Here is a 17488-nt window from a genome sequence, read left to right on the forward strand (position 1 = left end):
CGGTGGGACGGGGCGGCGTGGGTGTGTCCATGGGCACACCCTAGGGGGCGCCCCGGACGGCGGTCGTCTCCCGCCCGCACGACGACGGCCCCTCACCCGGGCGGGCGAGGGGCCGTCGTCGTCGACCGGCCGCGTCAGGGCCGACTCAGGGGTCAATGCTGGTGGTCGGCCTCGTCCTCCTCGGCGGGCTTGTCCGCCACGAGGGTCTCGGTGGTCAGCACGAGGGCCGCGATGGAGGCGGCGTTGGCCAGCGCGGAGCGGGTCACCTTGACCGGGTCGATCACGCCGTCGGCGATCAGGTCGCCGTAGACGCCGGTCTTCGCGTTGAAGCCGTGGTTCGGCTCCAGCTCGGCGACCTTGGAGACCACCACGTAGCCGTCCTCGCCCGCGTTCTGGGCGATCCAGCGCAGCGGCTGCTTCAGGGCCTTGCGGACGATGTCCACGCCCACGGCGGCGTCGCCGGTCAGGGCCTGGACGTCGGCGTCGGTGTCGAGCGCGGTCAGCGCGTTGATGAGCGCGGTGCCGCCGCCGGCCACGATGCCCTCCTCGAGGGCGGCGCGGGTCGAGGACACGGCGTCCTCGATGCGGTGCTTGCGCTCCTTGAGCTCCACCTCGGTGGCGGCGCCCACGCGGATCACGCCGATGCCGCCGGAGAGCTTGGCGAGGCGCTCCTGGAGCTTCTCGCGGTCCCAGTCGGAGTCGGTCGCGGCGGCCTCGGCCTTGATCTGGGCGACCCGGGCCTCGACGTCCTCGGCCGCACCGCCGCCGTCGACGATGGTGGTCTCGTCCTTGGTGACGGTGATGCGGCGGGCGGAGCCGAGCACGTCCAGGTCGGCCTGCTCGAGCTTCATGCCGAGGTCCGGGGAGACGACCTGGGCGCCGGTGAGGATCGCGATGTCCTGCATCATGGCCTTGCGGCGGTCGCCGAAGCCCGGGGCCTTGACGGCCACGACGTTCAGGGTGCCGCGGATCTTGTTGACCACGAGGGTGGACAGGGCCTCGCCCTCGACGTCCTCGGCGATCACGAACAGCGGCTTGTTGGCCTGCAGGACCTTCTCCAGCAGGGGCAGCAGCTCCTGCACGTTGGAGATCTTGCCCGAGTTGATCAGGACGTAGGCGTCCTCGAGCACGGCCTCCTGACGCTCGGCGTCGGTGACCATGTACGGGGACAGGAAGCCCTTGTCGAACTGCATGCCCTCGGTGACGTCCAGCTCGGTGGAGGTCGTGGAGGACTCCTCGATGGTGATGACGCCGTCGGTGCCGACCGTGTCGAACGCGCGGGCCAGCAGCTCGCCGACCTCGTCGTTCTGGGCCGAGATGGCGGCCACGTGGGCCACCTCCTGGCCCTCGACCGGGCGGGCGTTCTCCTGCAGGCGCCGCTCGACGGCGGCCACGGCCACCTCGATGCCCTTCTTGACCTCGCCCGGCGCGGCGCCGGCGGCGACCTGGCGCATACCCTCGTTCACGAGGGCCTGGGCCAGCACGGTGGCGGTGGTGGTGCCGTCGCCCGCGATGTCGTTGGTCTTGGTGGCGACCTCCTTGGCGAGCTGGGCGCCCATGTTCTCGTACGGGTCCTCCAGCTCCACCTCACGGGCGATCGTGACGCCGTCGTTGGTGATGGTGGGGGCGCCCCACGCCTTGTCGAGCACCACGTTGCGACCCTTGGGGCCGAGGGTGACCTTGACGGTGTCCGCGAGCTTGTCGATGCCGGCCTGGAGGGCGCGGCGTGCGTCGTCGTTGAAAGCCAGCTGCTTGGCCATGACGGACGCTCCTTTCGTTCAGGGAGTCAGGGGGTGCGGGGACGCGAGGGGCCCGGGGCGCGCGCACCGGTGCGGTGCGCGCCGCTCACCGGGCCCGTCGCGGCGGGGTCACTTGGTGACGACGGCCAGCACGTCGCGGGCGGAGAGCACCAGGTACTCCTCGCCGCCGACCTTGACCTCGGTGCCGCCGTACTTGGAGTACAGCACCACGTCACCCTCGGCGACGTCGACCGGCACGCGGTTGCCGTTCTCGGCGACCCGGCCCGGGCCCACGGCCACGACCTGGCCCTCCTGCGGCTTCTCCTTGGCGGTGTCCGGGATCACGAGGCCCGACGCGGTGGTCTGCTCGGCCTCCAGGGGGCGGACAACGATGCGATCCTCAAGGGGCTTGATGGAGACAGACATGCTGCACACTCCTTCTTCGTCGACGTGCGGCTCCGGCGGGCTCGCCGGACCGCTGATGCTGTGGTCTGCGGGTGCGCCACGGGCGTCAGACCCTCCGTCGTCGCGGTGCCGGACGGTCCACCTCGGGCATTGGCACCCGGTACCCCCGAGTGCCAGTGCCCACTCTACTCCGGGTTCTGGCACTCCTTCAACATGAGTGCCAGCCGTGTCCCCGCCGTCCGCCGTGGGCGGAGGGCGCGGGGCGCGGTGCGGTGGGATGCCGTGGGGCGGCGGGCGGGGCGGGTTCCGAGCCCAAGAGCACGCGGAGTGGTCACGACTGCGGCCCGCAACCTGTCCCTCCCCCACTCCCCACCCTCCCCCCTCGCCACCCTCCGTGGGCAGAAACCGCACCCCCGCCCGTCGCGTGGGCAGCATCCGCAGGTTTTCGATCTCCGTGGGCAGAAGCGCCCTCTCTTCTGCCCACGGATGTTGCGTGGGCGGAACTCCTCGCAGTTCTGCCCACCGAGCCATGACGACGTCGTCCCGGCGGGACAACCGGCCGCCGCCGAGTCCTGCACAGCCGGCCCACCCTGCGCTGGTGTGCACAGACACGCGGCCCGCCCGGCCGTCGTCAGGCCGACCGCGTCAAGGTCGACCCATGTCCTTCGCCCCCGATCTCCCCCTCGTCCCCGTCTTCACCACCCGCGACGTGCTCGAACGCGGTCTGCCGCCCAGCCGGGTGCGGCGGTCCGACGTCCTCCGCCTCGCCCGCGGCATCCACCGTCGCCGTGACATGCCGCTGCGCACCTGGGAGTCTGCCGGGCTCCCGCCGCCGCACCACGGGGTCGGCCTCGACCTGCTGACCGCCCTCCTGCGGTCCCGTCCCGACGCCGTTCTCTCCCACGAGACGGCGGCGCACCTCCACGGCCTCCCGCTTCCCCCGGGCGGGGCCACGCGACGCGCCGCCGTCGAGATCACGTTGCACCGCGGCACCGCACGGGCGCGGATCCCCGGCGTCATGGAGCACCGCAGACCCCTGCCCGCCGGCCACGTCACCTCCGTGCTCGGGCTACGGGTGACGACGCCGGAACGGACCTGGCTCGATCTGTGCTCGATCGGCCACCCCTGGGACGAGGCATCCCTCGTGTCGGCGGGTGACCACCTGGTCCGTCACCCCTGGTCCCCGCGCGGCCGGCGGCCTCCCATCACCACGGTCACCGCGCTGCACGAGGCGATGCGGCCGCTCGGGCGGTTCGTCGGAAGACCGCGGGCGACGGCGGCGCTCGAGCGCGTACGGGTGGGTGCCGACTCGCCGCAGGAGACCCGGCTGAGGCTGGCGCTCGTCGAGGCGGGGCTGGGCGAGCCGACGCTGCAGCACGTGTTCGACCCCGGGCGGCGGGACGCCCCCGAGGCCGATCTGTGGTTCGAGGACTGCCGGCTCGTCCTCCAGTACGACGGCGAGGTGCACCGGAGTGCCGAGCAACACGCCCGGGACGCCCGGCGAGACCAGTACTACGCGGAGCGTGGGCAGATGACCCTGCACGTCACGGGCCGGGACGTCGGCGAGGGATACGCGCGGGTGATCGAGGCCGTCCTCAGACGACGGGCACAGGTCTCGAACGGCTGGGATGCCTGACGTCGTCGTCGCGTATGGCCCTGCCGTCCATGCGCAGGGGTTCCGTGGGCAGAAGCGAGGGTGCTTCTGCCCACGGAACCTGGAAACACGCGGGTTCTGCCCCCGGAAGGCGAGACCCGGCGGGTTCTGCCCACGGAACGCTCGCGTCGGCCGGGCACCCGACCCCCGCCCGGACCGACCCGGGCCGGCCTCACCGTCGCCCCGCTCAGTAGTACACGGCCAGCGGCCCGTGCGGTCCGTCCACCACGCTGCAGGGGGTCTTGAAGATCCGCTCCAGCACCTCAGGGCGCAGGATCTCGGCCGGGGGGCCGGTCTCCACCACCTGGCCGTCGCCCATGGCCACGATCCGGTCGGCGTAGTGGGCGGCGAAGTTGATGTCGTGCAGCACGATCACCACGGTCCGGCCCAGCTCGTCGGCGGCCCGACGCAGCTGCTGCATCATCTGCACCGAGTGCTGCATGTCCAGGTTGTTCAGCGGCTCGTCCAGCAGCACGTACTCGGTGTTCTGCGCCAGCACCATCGCCACGTACGCGCGCTGCCGCTGGCCGCCCGAGAGCTGGTCGAGGTACCGGTTCTCGAACGGGCCGAGGTTGAGGAAGTCGATCGCGTCGGACACGTGCCGCTCGTCCTCCAGGGTCAGCCGCCCGCGCGTGTACGGGTAGCGCCCGAACCCCACGAGCTGTCGCACGGTCAGCCGCGTCACGAAGTGGTTCTCCTGCCGCAGGATGGACAGGGTCTGCGCGATCCTCCGGGACGGCGTCGTGGTGATGTCGTGCCCACCCACGGCGATCGTCCCGGCGTCGGCGTCCTGCAGCCGGCCGATCATCGTCAGCAGCGTGGACTTGCCCGCCCCGTTGGGCCCCACGAGCGCGGTCACTCCCCCGGCCTGGATGTCCAGGTCCACGGGTCCGATGCACACCTCGTCGCTGTGGCGCTTCACCACGCCGCGCAGCTCGATCACAGACGTCCCTTTCTCATCACGACGATCAGGAAGGTGATGCCGCCGATCAGCTCGATGACCACCGTGACCGCACCTCCCGCGTAGAACACGTGCCGCAGCACGAAGTAGGCGCTCGTGAGCACCGCGTACCCGGCCAGCGCCGCCACCGGGAGGATGAACCGGTGGTCGTGGGTGTCGACGAGGCTGTACGCCAGCGTCGCCACGAGGAAGCCGAGGAACGTCATCGGGCCCACGAGCGCGGTGGTCATGGCCATCAGCACGGAGACCAGCAGCAGCGTCACCATGAGCTCGCGCCGGTGGTGCAGGCCCAGGTTGGTCGCGGCGTCGGCGCCGAGCGCCACCGTGTTCAGGCGGCGGGAGCGCAGCCACAGCAGCGCGCACACGACGACGGCGATGGGCGCGGCGATCGCCACGTACTCGGTCCGGGCGTTCGAGATGTTGCCGAAGAGCCGCGCGCTCAGCAGGTCGAACGAGTTCGGGTCCAGCAGTCGCTGCATGAACGTGCTCAGCGCGGCCAGCCCGCCGCCCAGCACCACGCCCACGAGCAGCATCAGATGGACGCTGCCGTAGGGCCGGGAGAGCAGCCACGAGTACAGGGCCGTCGCCAGCGCCACCATGAGCGCGGCCTGGGCGAGGAACGGCCCCACCCCGGTCAGCACCGCGACGCCCGCGGCCCCCAGCACGTACACGGCGGCGGTCGACACGGCGGTGTAGAGCGCCTCGAACCCCATGATCGAGGGCGTGATGATGCGGTTGCCCGTCACCGTGTGGAAGCTGACGGTCGCGAAGGAGTGGCACAGCGCCACGATGCCGATCACGCCCAGGGACTCCACGCGCATCCGCGCGATCATCCAGAACGCGCGCGAACCGGGTTCGGCCCCGTTGCCCCAGAGCAGGACCCCGGCGGTGGAGAGCACGGCGACGACGGCCAGCACCGCGACGACGACCGCATACCTCCGGCGGTCGGCGGCGGTGACGAACGCGCCGGACCGGCGCGGGGCGTCGGCGTCGACGGGCCCGGCCGCGGTGGCGCCGCCGGGCGGGGCGGGGATGCGACCCGGGGCGGTCGCGAGCGGCTCAACCATGCTTGGCCTGCCTCAGCAGCAGGGCGAGGAACACGATCGCGCCCACGAGGCCCAGGATCAGCGAGATGGGCACCTCGAACGGGGCGATCACGGTGCGCCCGATCAGGTCGCAGACGATCACGATCCACACGCCGACCATGACCACCCAGGGCAGGTTCGTGCGCAGGTTGTCGCCACGGACCATGGACACGAGGTTGGGGACCACGAGCCCCAGGAACGGGAGGGCCCCGATCACCACGGTGACCACCCCGGTGGCCACGGCCACCATGGCCACGCCGGTGAGGATCACGGCGTCGTAGTTGAGGCCGACGTTCGTGGCGACGTCCTTGCCGAGGCCGGCCACGGTGAAGCGGTCCGCGATGACGAAGACCGCCACGCACACGATCAGCACGAGGAAGAGCAGCTCATACCGGCCGCGGACCACGGAGGTGAACGAGCCCGCGAACCACGCGCCCACCTGCTGCAGCATGTCCGTCTGGAGGGCGAGGAACGTCGAGGCGGCGCCCACGACGGCGCCGAGCATGATGCCCACGATCGGCACGATGAGGGAGGACTGCAGGCGCACACGCCGCAGGAAGAGGAAGAACACGAGGGTGCCGACGAAGGCGAAGAGGATGGCCCCGGCCATCCGGGTCACCAGGCCCGCCCCCGGCACGAGCACCATGGTCACCAGCAGGCCGAGACCGGCCCACTCGGTGGTGCCCGTGGTGCTGGGCTCCACGAAGCGGTTCTGCGTCATGAGCTGCATGATCAGCCCGCACATCGCCATCGAGGCGCCGGCCAGCACGAGGGCGACCGTGCGCGGCACGCGCGTGATGGCGAACATCTCGCGTCCGCCCTCCGCGCCGACGTCGTACACGCCCACGAACAGCGAGACCACGACGAGGGCCGCGGTCACCACGACGCCGACCAGCAGCGGCCAGGTGCGCTGCCAGCGGGTGCGCTCGGGCCGCAGGACGGCGGGCGGGACCCAGCACACGCGGTCGCCCCGCCCCGGCTCCTCGAGCCGGGGCGGGGCGTCGGCGACGTGGTGACGCACGTCGAGGATCACTGCGCGCCTTCGAAGGCCTTCGCGAGGTCCTCCATGACGGTGGTGTGGTTCTGGATGTCCTCGGCGACGTAGAAGTCGGCGGGCAGGTAGACGATGTTGCCCTCCTTCACCGCGGTCACGTCCTGGAGGGCCTCGGAGCGCTCGATCAGCTCGGCGGCGGTGGCGTTCTCCTCGCCGATGGCGGCGTCGCGGTCCATGACGATCAGCCAGTCCGGGTTCGACTTCGCGATGGCCTCGACGGAAATGTCGTCGCCCTGGTGGTTGTCGGTGCCCGACTGCTCGAGGGCCGGGGTCAGGCCCAGCATGTCGAAGAACGGGCCGATGGCGCGACCGGTGCTGGGCGCGACGTACGACAGCTCGCCGCCCGAGGCGATGAGGCCCATGACGGTCTGCTCGGGGTTGTAGGCGTCCTTGGCGCGCTGGGTGGCGGCGTCGAAGTCGGCGATGAGCTTCTCGGCATCGGCCTCGTGGCCGGTGGCCTCGCCCAGCAGGGTGGTCAGCTCCTTCAGGCCCTCGTCCATGGGGGTCTGCGTGACGTCGAAGTCCGTGTCCACGACGGCGGCGTCGCCGGTCAGCTCGTCGATCTCGGCCTTGCGCTCGTTGAACCGCTGGCCGTTGAACACGACGTCCGGCTCGGCCGTGACGAACAGCTCCATGTCCGGCTCCCGGTGGTTGCCGATGTCGGCGACCGAGTCGTCCTGGAGGTAGGAGGGCCCGCCCTCGCCCTTGTACATGATCTGCTTCGGCGCGGCAGACAGCTCGACGCCCCAGTCGTCCAGGGTGCGGAAGATGCGGTTGTCCGTGGCGATGACGGAGTCGACCTCCTCCGGCAGGGTGACCTCGGCGCCGGACATGTCGGTGACGGTGACCCCGGTCGCGATGCCGCCCGAGGCGGCCGAGGAGCCGCCGGCGGCGCTCGCGGAGGCCGATGACTCGCCGGAGGCGCTCGCGGAGGACGAGCCCGTGGCCGCGCCGCCGGCGGAGCAGCCGACGAGGGCGAGGGCCGCCACCGAGGTCAGGGCGAAACGGGCGAGGCGGGGGGCGCTGACGGAACGCGGCATGGTTCTCCTTCTGGGCGGCGGGGCTGCCCCGGGATGAGCAGTCGGGGTGGTGGGCGCGCTCCCGTGGAGGTGAGCCTTGCCTCAGTCGAATACCGTACACGAGGGTGCCGTAATCCCCCAACGGGGGTTCGACGGCTCCCGCCGCCCGGGGCCCGCGGCCTCGAGCCCCGTCAGTCCAACGGCGTCACCTCGAGGGCGAACCGCGACCGACCCACGCGCGCCAGCACGAGGGTGGCGTGCCGTCCGGCCCCGCCACGCCGGCCCGGCTTCGCCCCGCCGAGGACGGCGCGACGCACCTCCTCGGGCGTCTCGCGGATGCCCCGCTTCTTCACGTCCAGCCGGCCCACCCCGGTCTCCTTCGCCCAGCGCCGCAGGGAGGCCAGGTGGAAGCCGTGCACCGCCTCGATCCGATGGGCGCGGGCCAGGCCGTCGTGCACGGGCTCGGGCGCGACGAGGTAGGCCAGGTGGGGGTCCAGCTGCCGCGTCGGCACGGGCCAGGACACGGCCAGGTCCGTCACGAGTCCGGCCCGGATGACCGCGCCGTCCGGCTCGTGCAGGACCGCGCCGACGAGCCCTGCCATGCCCTCCTCCCCCACGGCCTCGACCTCGGGCGAGTCGCCGAAGTCCGCGCCGGAGACGAGCTGCGCCGTCGTCGTCTCCCCACCCCGGACGGTCATGACGCGCGCCGCCCGCCGCACCCCGGGGCGGGCCGCCGCGTTGAACCACAGGGCGGCCTCCACGACGTCGCCGTCGATGCTCACCCACTCGGCCTCGGCGCCCTCCGGCACGGCCTCGTGCGGAAGCCCCGGGCCGAGCTTGACCCCGACCGGCACGCCCGTCGCGGCGATGTCCGTCACGACGCTCAGGGGCGGGGAGAACGCCTCGGGGTCGAACACGCGCGCGGACCCGCCCCCGCCGACCTGACGGCGGGCGGGGTCCAGCCACACCGCGTCCGCCTCGGCGGGCACGTGGGCGCGGGCCCAGGCCACGGCGTCGCCGTGCACCACACGCGCACCGCGGTGGCCGGCGAGGTTCACCTCGGCGGCCGCGGCGACGACGGCGTCCCGCTCCACCGCCACGACGTCCAGGCCCCGGTCGGCGAAGGCGCGCGCGTCCAGGCCGAGACCGCAGCCGAGGTCGGCGACGCGCCGGGCCCCCGCGGCCGCCAGCCGGTCCGCGTGCAGGCCCGCGACCAGCGGGCGGGTGGCCTGCTCCAGGCCGTCGCGGGTGAACAGCATCCGGCGCGCCTGCCGCCCGAGGCGGGCCTCCGCCCGGGACCGCAGCGCGGCCTGGGTCAGCGCGGCGGCCACGCGCTCCGGAGGATGCCCGGCCGCACGCAGGCGGGAGGAGACCGCGAGCGCGTCGGCCTCGCGGTACCCGGCGAGGGAGTCGAGCAGCGCGCGGCCCCCCGGCTCGAGGACGGGGGCCAGGGCGGTGGCGTCCGCCTCCGAGGCGGCGGCCGTGGGGCGCGGCGGGCGGGAGGCGGGGCGGGGGCGGGCCATGCGCCCCACCCTAGGTCCGAAGCGTGGACACCGGGCACAGACCGGGCCGGGGCTTCTAGGATGGGCGGCATGACTCTGCCCTTCGCCGACTCCGCGCAGTCCACTCTCGGAATCGAGTGGGAGCTCGCGCTCGTGGATGCCGTGTCCGGCGAGCTGCGCTCCGAGGCCCCGGACCTGCTGCGCACCCTGCATGCGGCCGAGGGCCTCGCCGAAGACGACGTGAACCCGCACATGACCAGCGAGCTCCTGCAGAACACGGTGGAGCTCGTCACGGGCGTGCACGAGCGCGTCGACGCCGCGACGGCGGACCTCGGCCGGATCGCCGCGCGCGTGGCCGACGCCGCGGCTGCGCGGGGCATCTCCCTGTTCTGCCAGGGCACGCACCCGTTCGCGGAAGCGATCGCGCAGCCCTCGACGCCCAGTGAGCGCTACGACCGCATGCTGGATCTCACCCAGTACTGGGGTCGGCAGCTGCTGATCTTCGGCGTGCACGTGCACGTGGGCCTGGACGACGTCTCCAAGGCCATGCCGGTGGTGAACGGCCTGGTCAACCGCGTGCCGCACCTGCTCGCACTCTCGGCCTCGTCCCCCTTCTGGGCGGGCACGGACACGGGCTACCAGTCCCAGCGCACCCTCCTGTTCCAGCAGCTGCCCACGGCCGGCCTGCCGTTCCAGTTCCAGGAGTGGGAGGGCTTCGAGCGCTGCGTGGCCCAGATGGAGCAGGTGGGCATGATCGCGGACGTCACCGAGTGCCGCTGGGACGTGCGGGCCGTGCCCCGCCTGGGCACGGTGGAGATGCGCGCGTGCGACGGCCTGGCCACGCTCGAGGAGATCGCCGCCGTGACCGCCTACACGCAGTGCCTCGTGGATGACCTGTCCGCGAGCCTGGAGCGCGGTGAGACGGTCGAGGTCCTGCCGCCGTGGCACGTGCAGGAGAACAAGTGGCGCGCCGCCCGGTACGGCATGGACGCCACCGTGATCGTGGACGCCCGGGGCACCCAGGTCCCGCTGGCGGAGCACCTGCCGGCGGAGATCGAGCGACTGACCCCGGTCGCCGAGCGGCTGGGCTGCGCGGCGGAGCTCGCCGGCGTCCAGGCGATGATCGACGACGGTGGCGCCGCGCGTCAGCGTCGCGTGGAGGCACAGGCCCTGGCCGGCCCGCCGGCCGCGGGTGAGGACACGGATGACGCGGTGGCCCCGTTGCGCGCGGTCGTGCTGGACGCCGCCGCCCGCACCCGCGCGTCGCTGGACGGCCGCACCGGCTGAGCGGCCGCTCCCCCGGCGAGGTGGCGGCCCTGCCGCGTCTCCATGCTTCCCCCGGCCCGTCCGGCGCGTCTACGGTCGCACCATGCGAGCACTCACATGGCAGGGAAAGCGCAACGTCGCCGTCGAGGACGTCCCGGATCCGCGGATCCAGGAGCCGACGGACGCGATCATCGAGGTCACCTCGACCGGCATCTGCGGGTCGGACCTGCATCTGTACGAGGTCCTGGGGCCGTTCATGGACGCGGGGGACGTGATCGGCCACGAGCCGATGGGCATCGTCCGCGAGGTCGGGTCCGAGGTCACCCACATCCGGCCCGGTGACCGGGTGGTCGTGCCCTTCACCATCTCCTGCGGGCGGTGCTGGATGTGTCAGCGCGGGCTGCAGTCCCAGTGCGAGACCACCCAGGTGCGGGAGCAGGGCTCCGGCGCCGCACTCTTCGGCTACTCCCGGCTCTACGGCTCCGTCCCCGGCGGGCAGGCCGAGCTGCTGCGCGTGCCCCACGCGGACTACGGCCCCGTGAAGGTGCCGCACACCGGCCCGGATGAGCAGTGGCTGTTCCTCTCGGACGTCGTCCCCACCGCCTGGCAGGGGGTCCAGTACGCGAACGTCCCCGACGGCGGCACGCTCGCGGTGCTCGGCCTCGGCCCCATCGGCCAGCTGGCGGCACGCATCGGCGTGCACCTGGGGTACCGGGTGATCGGCGTCGACCCGGTCCCCGAGCGCCGCGCGATGGCGGCCCGGCACGGCATCGAGGTCCTGGACGCCGACGGCGGCGAGGCCGAGGTGCTCCGCGAGCGCACCGGCGGCCGCGGCCCCGACGGGGTCGTGGACGCGGTCGGCATGGAGGCGCACGCCTCCCCGGCGGGGCATGCGGCCCACACCGCCGTGGGCCTGCTGCCCGACGCGCTCGGCCGGGCGGCCATGAAGACCGCCGGCGTCGACCGCCTGAGCGCCCTCCACACCGCGATCGACGCGGTCCGGCGTGGCGGCACGGTGTCGCTCTCCGGGGTCTACGGCGGCATGAAGGACCCGATGCCGATGCTCACCCTGTTCGACAAGCAGGTCACCCTGACGATGGGCCAGTGCAACGTCCGTCGCTGGGTGGACGACCTGCTGCCCCTGCTCGACGACCCGTCCGACCCCCTCGGCGTGCTCGACCTGACCACGCACACCGCCCCGCTCGAGGACGCGCCCGCCCTCTATGAGACGTTCCAGAAGAAGGAGAACGGCTGCATCAAGGTGGTCCTGAAGCCGTGAGGATCGTCGTCCTGGGCGCGACGGGCAACGTCGGCACCGCTGTCCTGCACCGCCTCCAGGCCGCGGACGAGGTGAGCTCGATCGTGGGCGTGAGCCGGCGCGGCCCGGACCGGGCCGGAGCGCCCTACGACGGCGTCGAGTGGCACCGCCTGGACGTGGCGGAGCCCACGGCGGCGGGGCGGCTGCGCGAGATCGTGGCCGGCGCCGACGCCGTCGTCGACCTGGTGTGGGTGATCCGCCCCAACCGCGACCGCGACCACCTGCGCGCCGTCAACGTGGCCGGCAACGAGCGGGTGTTCCGGGCCGTGGCCGAGGCGGGCGTGCCCCACCTGGTCTACGCGTCCTCGGTGGGCGCGTACGGGCCCGGGCCGAAGGGCCGCGCCGTGCCCGAGTCCCATCCCACCACCGGGGTCCCCACCTCGCACTACGCCGCGCAGAAGGCCGAGGTCGAGTCGATCCTCGACCGCGTGCAGGCCGAGCACCCCGAGCTGCTCGTGACCCGGCTGCGCCCCGGGCTGATCTTCCAGTCCGCCGCCGGGCCCGAGATCAAGGACTACTTCCTGGGCGACCTCGTCCCCGCCCGGCTGGTCGCCCGCCTGCGCACTCCGGTGCTCCCGTTCCCGCGGGGCCTGCGATTCCAGGCGCTCACGGCCCAGGACGTGGCGGACGCGTACTGGCGCGTGATCGTCCACCGGGCGGGCGGCGCCTTCAATGTGGCCGCCGACCCCGTGCTGGACGCGCACACCATGGGCACCGTCCTCGGGGCGCGCCGCATCCTGGAGCTGCCCGTGGGCCTATTCCGCGCGGCCGCGGCGCTGAGCTACCGGGCACGGCTGCAGCCCACCGACCCGGGGTGGGTGGACATGGCCGCAGCGGTGCCCATCATGGACACCACGGCCCTGCGCGCCGCGACCGGTTGGTCCGAGACCACCGACGCCCGGGAGGCGGTCCGCCTCGTGCTCGACCATCTCGACGGTGCCGAAGGTCTGGGCAACGCCGGGCACCGCTCGCACTCGCCCACGGAATGAGGGCGATGACCTTCACCCGCCGGGCCGCCCTGACGGGCCTGCTCGGGGGCGCCGCCCTCGGGTTCACCGCCTGCACCTCCTCCGGCTACCCCGCCGACCCGGACGGCACCCTGGACCGCGTCACGGGCGGGGTGCTGCGCGCCGGCGTCGTGCACCACCCGCCCCACGTGGACGCCTCGGGCGCCGAGCCCGTCGGCCCCGAGCCCGACCTGATCCGCGGGTTCGCGGCGGCGCACGACGCACGCGTCGAGTGGACCGTGGCCGGGGAGGAGGCGCTCATGACCGCGCTGGAGAAGGGCGACGTGGACCTGGTGGCCGGCGGCCTGACGTCGGCGTCCCCGTGGACGTCGCACGCGAGCATCACCCGCGACTACGCCGAGGCGGAGGGCCCGGACGGCGAGCCGGTGAAGCTCGTGATGGCCGTGCCCCTGGGTGAGAATCAGATGCTCACGGCCCTCGAGGCGTACTTCGACCAGCGCGCAGCGGAGGAGGCCCGATGACGCGGCGGGACACCCGGGAGACGGGGCCGAGCGGGCGCCGGTTCGGCGCCACGGAGCTGCCCCCGGAGATCGAGCGCGTGGTCCAGCAGGCCAAGCGGCTCGAATGGGCGACGCTGGGGGTGATCGTGGTCACGATCGTCCTCGTGGCGATCGTGATGGGCTCCTCGCAGGCCATGCGGGCCGCGTGGATCGAGGACCTGCTCTCCCTGATCCCACCGATCGTGTTCCTCGTCGCCCTGCGCGTGGCCCGCATGGCCCCGACGCGGGCCCGGCCCTACGGCTCTCACCGGTCCGTCGGGGTGGGGCACCTCGTGGCCGCCGTCGCCCTGTCCGTGATGGGCGTGGTCCTCGTCGGCGACTCCGTGCTGGGCCTGGTGACGGCGGAGCACCCGCCCATCGGCACGTTCGACCTGTTCGGGCACACCGTGTGGCAGGGCTGGTTCATGATGGCCGTGATGGCCCTGTCCGTGCCCGGGCCCATGATCCTCGGCCACAAGAAGCTCAAGCTGGCCGAGCAGCTCCACGACCGCGTGCTGTACGCGGACGCGGACATGAACAAGGCGGACTGGCAGACGGGCGTGGCGACCATCGTCGGCGTGGCCGGCATCGGCCTGGGCTGGTGGTGGGCGGACTCCGCTGCGGCGATCTTCGTGGGCGTGAGCATCGTGCTGGACGGCTGGAAGAACCTCAAGGAGGCCGTCACGAACCTGGCGGATCGCCGCGCCGCCACGATCGACGGCGCCCGGCCGCACCCGCTCATCGACCGTGCCGAGCGGGTCGCCTGGGCGGAGCCGTGGGTGCGCCATGCGGGCGCCCGCGTCCGGGATGAGGGCCACGTGTTCCACGTGGAGATGTTCGTGGTGCCGCACGAGGGGGCGGACGTGACGGTGGCCCGCTGCTGCGCGCTGCGGGACGCGATCGCCGCGCTGGACTGGAAGCTGCAGGACGTCGTCGTCGCGCCGGTGGACGAGCTGCCCGCCGAGGTGCACGGCGGTCGGTCCGGGGAGCATCAGACGGGCGAGGAGTAGCCCGGGCCTCAGCCGGCCAGGAACCGTCCCTCGAGGGTGGCGGAGGTGATGCGCTCGACCCCACGCCGCTGCTCCGCGGTCTTCTCACACAGCCCGCGCATCTCCTCCGCGTCGATCGCCGGCAGGTGCGGCGCCAGCTGCTCGAGGACGCGCCACATGGCGAGCTTGGCCTGGAGCATGCCCTGCAGCAGGTCCAGTTCGATCTGCGTCCAGCCGGAGCCGCGCGTGCGCAGCGCGTTCACGGGGTTGAGGCGTCCGCCGACCTCGGCCGCCGCGCCGGCGGCCCGGTCCACCAGCGGGGTGCGGAGACCCAGTTCGCCGATGAGCGCCTCGAGGCGGTCCTGGTCGTCCTGGACGGCGTCGCCGAGGCGGCGCAGCGCGGCCTCCTGCGAGGTGCCGGCCCAGGTCTGCTCGGCGGCGCGGAACGCCTTCACACCGGAGCGGGAGCCGAGCAGGTGCTGATTGAGGAAGTCCTCCAGCATCTGCTCGTCCACGGCGGCGGAGATGGACTCGGGGCGGGGGTGATCATGACCGGTCATGGGCCCTGCCTACGGAACGCGTGGGCGTGGCGGCAAGAGGCCGGGCGCGCTCAGACGCTGACGACCTCGACCGGCTGTCCCGGGTCCGCGCCGAACCACGCGTCGGAGGGGGCGACGCCGTCGCGCACCAGGCGTGCGCCGAGCGCGGCGACCATCGCCCCGTTGTCGGTGCACAGGTTCACGGGCGGGACGGTGAGCTCGATGCCGGCGGAGCGGCACCGGTCGGCGAGCAGGGCGCGCAGGCGCGAGTTCGCCGCGACGCCGCCGCCGAGCATCAGGTGGGTGAGCCCGTGCTCGCGGCAGGCGCGGACGGCCTTGGCGGTGATCACGTCCGCGACGGCCTCCTGGAAGGAGGCGGCGATGTCCGCGCGCGGCACCTCGAGGCCGCGGGCCTCGAACTGCTCCACGGCGCGGGAGACGGCGGTCTTCAGCCCGGAGAAGGACCAGTCGTGCCGGTGCGGGCCGGGCTCCTCGGCGCTGCCGACGAACTTGCCCGCGGTGAGCCCGCGAGGGAAGCGGAAGGCCGTCGGGTCGCCCTGGGCGGCGAGCCGGTCGATCACGGGGCCCCCGGGGTAGCCCGCCCCGATGAGCCGGGCGACCTTGTCGTACGCCTCGCCGGCCGCGTCGTCGATGGTCGAGCCCAGCAGCTCGACCTCGGAGCTGATCCGGCCCACGCGCAGGATCTCGGTGTGCCCGCCGGAGACGAGCAGCGCGCCCAGGTCCGCGGGCAGGTCGTCCCACTGCGCGGGCCGCACGCCGTCCAGCATGCCGACGCCCACGTGCGCCACGAGGTGGTTGATGCCGTAGAGGGGCGTGCCGAGGGCCGTGGCCAGCGCCTTCGCCCCCGCGACCCCCACCATGAGCGCGCCCGCCAGACCCGGGCCGGAGGTGACGGCGATCGCGTCGAGGTCCGCGAGGGTGACGTCGGCGGTGTCCAGCGCGCGGCGGATCGTGGGCACGAGGGCCTCGAGGTGGGCGCGGGCGGCGATCTCCGGGATCACGCCGCCGAAGCGCACGTGCTCCTCCACGGAGGAGGCGACCTCGTGGGCCAGCAGGGCGGTGCCGCGGACGACGCCGACGCCGGTCTCGTCGCAGGAGGACTCGATGCCGAGCACGAGGGGGGCTGCGGTGGCGGTGGGCATGGGCTCCAGTCTAGTGAGCGGCCCGGTCACAGGGCCTTGCGCATGATCACGGCGTCCTCGCCGCCCGGGTAGTAGCGGCGGCGCACATGCAGCTCCTCGAATCCGTGGCGCGCGTAGAGTCGCCGGGCGGCGGCGTTGGAGGCCCGGACCTCGAGCATGAGCGAGCTCGCACCGCGCGCCGCGGCCTCCGCGGCCATCCAGCGCAGCTGGGCCGCCCCGATCCCCCGCCCCTGCGCCGCCGCGACCGTGCCCACGGTCTGCACGTCGGCGACGTCGCCGACCACCATGATCCCGCCGTAGCCGACGATCTCGCCGGGGGCGGGGCCGTCGTCGTCCGCGGAGCCGGGCGCGGGCACGTCGCGGACGACCACGCGGTAGTCCCGGGTGGGCGGGCGGCCGTGCGCGTCCCGTCCGCCGGCGGGGCCGGTCTGGGCGAGCTCCTCCTCGTAGAAGTGCGCGGGCCAGGCGTCGAGCGGGAAGAGGGTGGCCTCGTGGGCGAGCACCTCGGGGATGTCCCACACGGTCATGGGGCGCAGCAGGTATCCGGGCGGCAGCCCGTGCTCGTCCTCGGCGGGGCGCCCGTCGTCGGTCGGGGCCGGCTCGGCCGGGCTCACGCGCCTGCCCGCTTGCGGGGGCCGGGGACCTTGGCGTCGGACTCGCGCAGGTAGAGCGGCTCGGCGGGCACGAGGCCGCGGCCGCGCCGCAGGGCGAGCTCGGCCACCTGCCCCACCCCGACGGCGGACGGCGTGGCCGTCTCCCAGTCCGGCACCGCGCGCAGCGCCTCGGGGTAGAGCCCGGCCCCCGCGCCGTAGACGGGCAGCGGGGTGACCTCGTCCGCCGGCGAGACGAAGGGGCCGTGCAGCAGCGTCGGCTGCCCGCCGACCTGCGCGTAGTGGGCCCAGTAGACCTCGCGGCGGCGGGCGTCCGTGGCGACCACGAACTCCTCGATCCCGTGGCGGAAGGCGTCGACGCCGGCCGCGTGGGCGAGCGCGTCGAGGCTGCGGACCCCGTGCACGGGCACGTCCCACGCCAGGCCGAGGGCGGCCGCGGTCGCCAGACCCGCGCGCAGCCCCGTGAAGGGTCCGGGGCCGACGCCGACCGCGAGCGCGTCCAGCGCGGTGCCGGTGACGCCGGCCTCGCCGAGCACGGTCTGCACCGCGGGGGCGAGCACCTCGGCGTGGGCGTGGGTGTCGTCCGTGGCCCAGTGCGCGAGCTCCTCACCGTCCCGCAGGACGGCGACGGAGGCGGCGGCGGAGGAGTCGATCGCGAGGAGCAGGGCCATGGCCG

Annotated in this window: 17 protein-coding genes; 6 read left to right on the forward strand and 11 right to left on the reverse strand. The window is 73.6% G+C overall.

Features of this window, described 5'->3' with window-relative positions:
- Positions 1–152: 152 nt before the first annotated feature.
- The gene (gene groL / locus AC3RJ9_RS07815; RefSeq protein ID WP_123244326.1) at positions 153–1760 is read right to left on the reverse strand and encodes a chaperonin GroEL; all 1608 of its coding nucleotides are present in this window, start codon (positions 1758–1760) and stop codon (positions 153–155) included.
- A 108-nt stretch (positions 1761–1868) separates the two neighbouring features.
- On the reverse strand, positions 1869–2165 hold the full coding sequence (groES, locus tag AC3RJ9_RS07820; protein WP_002857590.1) for a co-chaperone GroES: 297 nt from the start codon (positions 2163–2165) through the stop codon (positions 1869–1871).
- Between the two features lie 637 nt (positions 2166–2802).
- Between groES and AC3RJ9_RS07825 the strand changes: the two genes are divergently transcribed.
- On the forward strand, positions 2803–3780 hold the full coding sequence (locus AC3RJ9_RS07825; protein ID WP_070708754.1) for a hypothetical protein: 978 nt from the start codon (positions 2803–2805) through the stop codon (positions 3778–3780).
- A 205-nt stretch (positions 3781–3985) separates the two neighbouring features.
- On the opposite strand, the gene AC3RJ9_RS07830 is transcribed toward AC3RJ9_RS07825, so the two are convergent.
- The 5 genes from AC3RJ9_RS07830 to AC3RJ9_RS07850 form a co-directional block, all read right to left on the reverse strand.
- A complete protein-coding gene (locus tag AC3RJ9_RS07830; RefSeq protein WP_123244480.1) occupies positions 3986–4741 on the reverse strand; it encodes an iron ABC transporter ATP-binding protein in 756 nt (251 codons plus the stop codon).
- The gene (locus tag AC3RJ9_RS07835) at positions 4738–5826 is read right to left on the reverse strand and encodes an iron chelate uptake ABC transporter family permease subunit (RefSeq protein WP_123244479.1); all 1089 of its coding nucleotides are present in this window, start codon (positions 5824–5826) and stop codon (positions 4738–4740) included. The genes AC3RJ9_RS07830 and AC3RJ9_RS07835 overlap by 4 nt, the downstream gene beginning before the upstream one ends.
- Positions 5819–6877 carry an ABC transporter permease gene (locus AC3RJ9_RS07840; protein WP_080981700.1) on the reverse strand — a complete coding sequence of 353 codons (1059 nt, stop codon included), beginning with the start codon at positions 6875–6877 and terminating at the stop codon, positions 5819–5821. Before AC3RJ9_RS07840 ends, AC3RJ9_RS07835 begins: the two co-directional genes overlap by 8 nt.
- Entirely contained in the window at positions 6874–7938 is a 1065-nt protein-coding gene (locus tag AC3RJ9_RS07845; RefSeq protein ID WP_123244478.1) for a siderophore ABC transporter substrate-binding protein, read from the reverse strand. The genes AC3RJ9_RS07840 and AC3RJ9_RS07845 overlap by 4 nt, the downstream gene beginning before the upstream one ends.
- A gap of 170 nt (positions 7939–8108) precedes the next feature.
- Positions 8109–9440 carry a THUMP-like domain-containing protein gene (locus tag AC3RJ9_RS07850; RefSeq protein WP_134377078.1) on the reverse strand — a complete coding sequence of 444 codons (1332 nt, stop codon included), beginning with the start codon at positions 9438–9440 and terminating at the stop codon, positions 8109–8111.
- 69 nt (positions 9441–9509) lie between these two features.
- On the opposite strand from AC3RJ9_RS07850, the gene AC3RJ9_RS07855 reads away from it, so the two are divergent.
- The 5 genes from AC3RJ9_RS07855 to AC3RJ9_RS07875 all read left to right on the forward strand — a co-directional run bounded on the left by AC3RJ9_RS07855 (position 9510) and on the right by AC3RJ9_RS07875 (position 14520).
- Positions 9510–10706 (forward strand): glutamate--cysteine ligase, encoded by a 1197-nt coding sequence (locus AC3RJ9_RS07855; protein WP_123243869.1) that lies wholly within the window; start codon positions 9510–9512, stop codon positions 10704–10706.
- A gap of 82 nt (positions 10707–10788) precedes the next feature.
- Positions 10789–11964 (forward strand): alcohol dehydrogenase catalytic domain-containing protein, encoded by a 1176-nt coding sequence (locus tag AC3RJ9_RS07860; protein WP_489727628.1) that lies wholly within the window; start codon positions 10789–10791, stop codon positions 11962–11964.
- Positions 11961–12992: an NAD-dependent epimerase/dehydratase family protein gene (locus AC3RJ9_RS07865; protein WP_036315887.1), complete on the forward strand. Its 1032-nt coding sequence runs from the start codon at positions 11961–11963 to the stop codon at positions 12990–12992. The genes AC3RJ9_RS07860 and AC3RJ9_RS07865 overlap by 4 nt, the downstream gene beginning before the upstream one ends.
- Before the next feature lie 5 nt (positions 12993–12997).
- Positions 12998–13492 (forward strand): transglycosylase SLT domain-containing protein, encoded by a 495-nt coding sequence (locus AC3RJ9_RS07870; RefSeq protein WP_123243871.1) that lies wholly within the window; start codon positions 12998–13000, stop codon positions 13490–13492.
- Positions 13489–14520 (forward strand): cation diffusion facilitator family transporter, encoded by a 1032-nt coding sequence (locus AC3RJ9_RS07875; protein WP_095346372.1) that lies wholly within the window; start codon positions 13489–13491, stop codon positions 14518–14520. The genes AC3RJ9_RS07870 and AC3RJ9_RS07875 overlap by 4 nt, the downstream gene beginning before the upstream one ends.
- A gap of 8 nt (positions 14521–14528) precedes the next feature.
- Here AC3RJ9_RS07875 and AC3RJ9_RS07880 read toward each other — a convergent pair whose 3' ends face one another.
- The 4 genes from AC3RJ9_RS07880 to tsaB are packed head-to-tail and all read right to left on the reverse strand — an operon-like array spanning position 14529 to position 17483.
- Positions 14529–15059 (reverse strand): hypothetical protein, encoded by a 531-nt coding sequence (locus tag AC3RJ9_RS07880; RefSeq protein WP_123243872.1) that lies wholly within the window; start codon positions 15057–15059, stop codon positions 14529–14531.
- 50 nt (positions 15060–15109) lie between these two features.
- Complete coding sequence (tsaD, locus tag AC3RJ9_RS07885) at positions 15110–16201, reverse strand: tRNA (adenosine(37)-N6)-threonylcarbamoyltransferase complex transferase subunit TsaD (RefSeq protein ID WP_049160281.1); 1092 nt, start codon at positions 16199–16201, stop codon at positions 15110–15112.
- Between the two features lie 26 nt (positions 16202–16227).
- On the reverse strand, positions 16228–16815 hold the full coding sequence (locus tag AC3RJ9_RS07890) for a GNAT family N-acetyltransferase (RefSeq protein WP_123243873.1): 588 nt from the start codon (positions 16813–16815) through the stop codon (positions 16228–16230).
- Entirely contained in the window at positions 16812–17483 is a 672-nt protein-coding gene (gene tsaB / locus AC3RJ9_RS07895; protein WP_044659434.1) for a tRNA (adenosine(37)-N6)-threonylcarbamoyltransferase complex dimerization subunit type 1 TsaB, read from the reverse strand. Before tsaB ends, AC3RJ9_RS07890 begins: the two co-directional genes overlap by 4 nt.
- Positions 17484–17488: the final 5 nt, after the last annotated feature.

This window comes from Micrococcus sp. 63XJN7_6_ISO-PGPR-S23-444, from assembly GCF_058072765.1.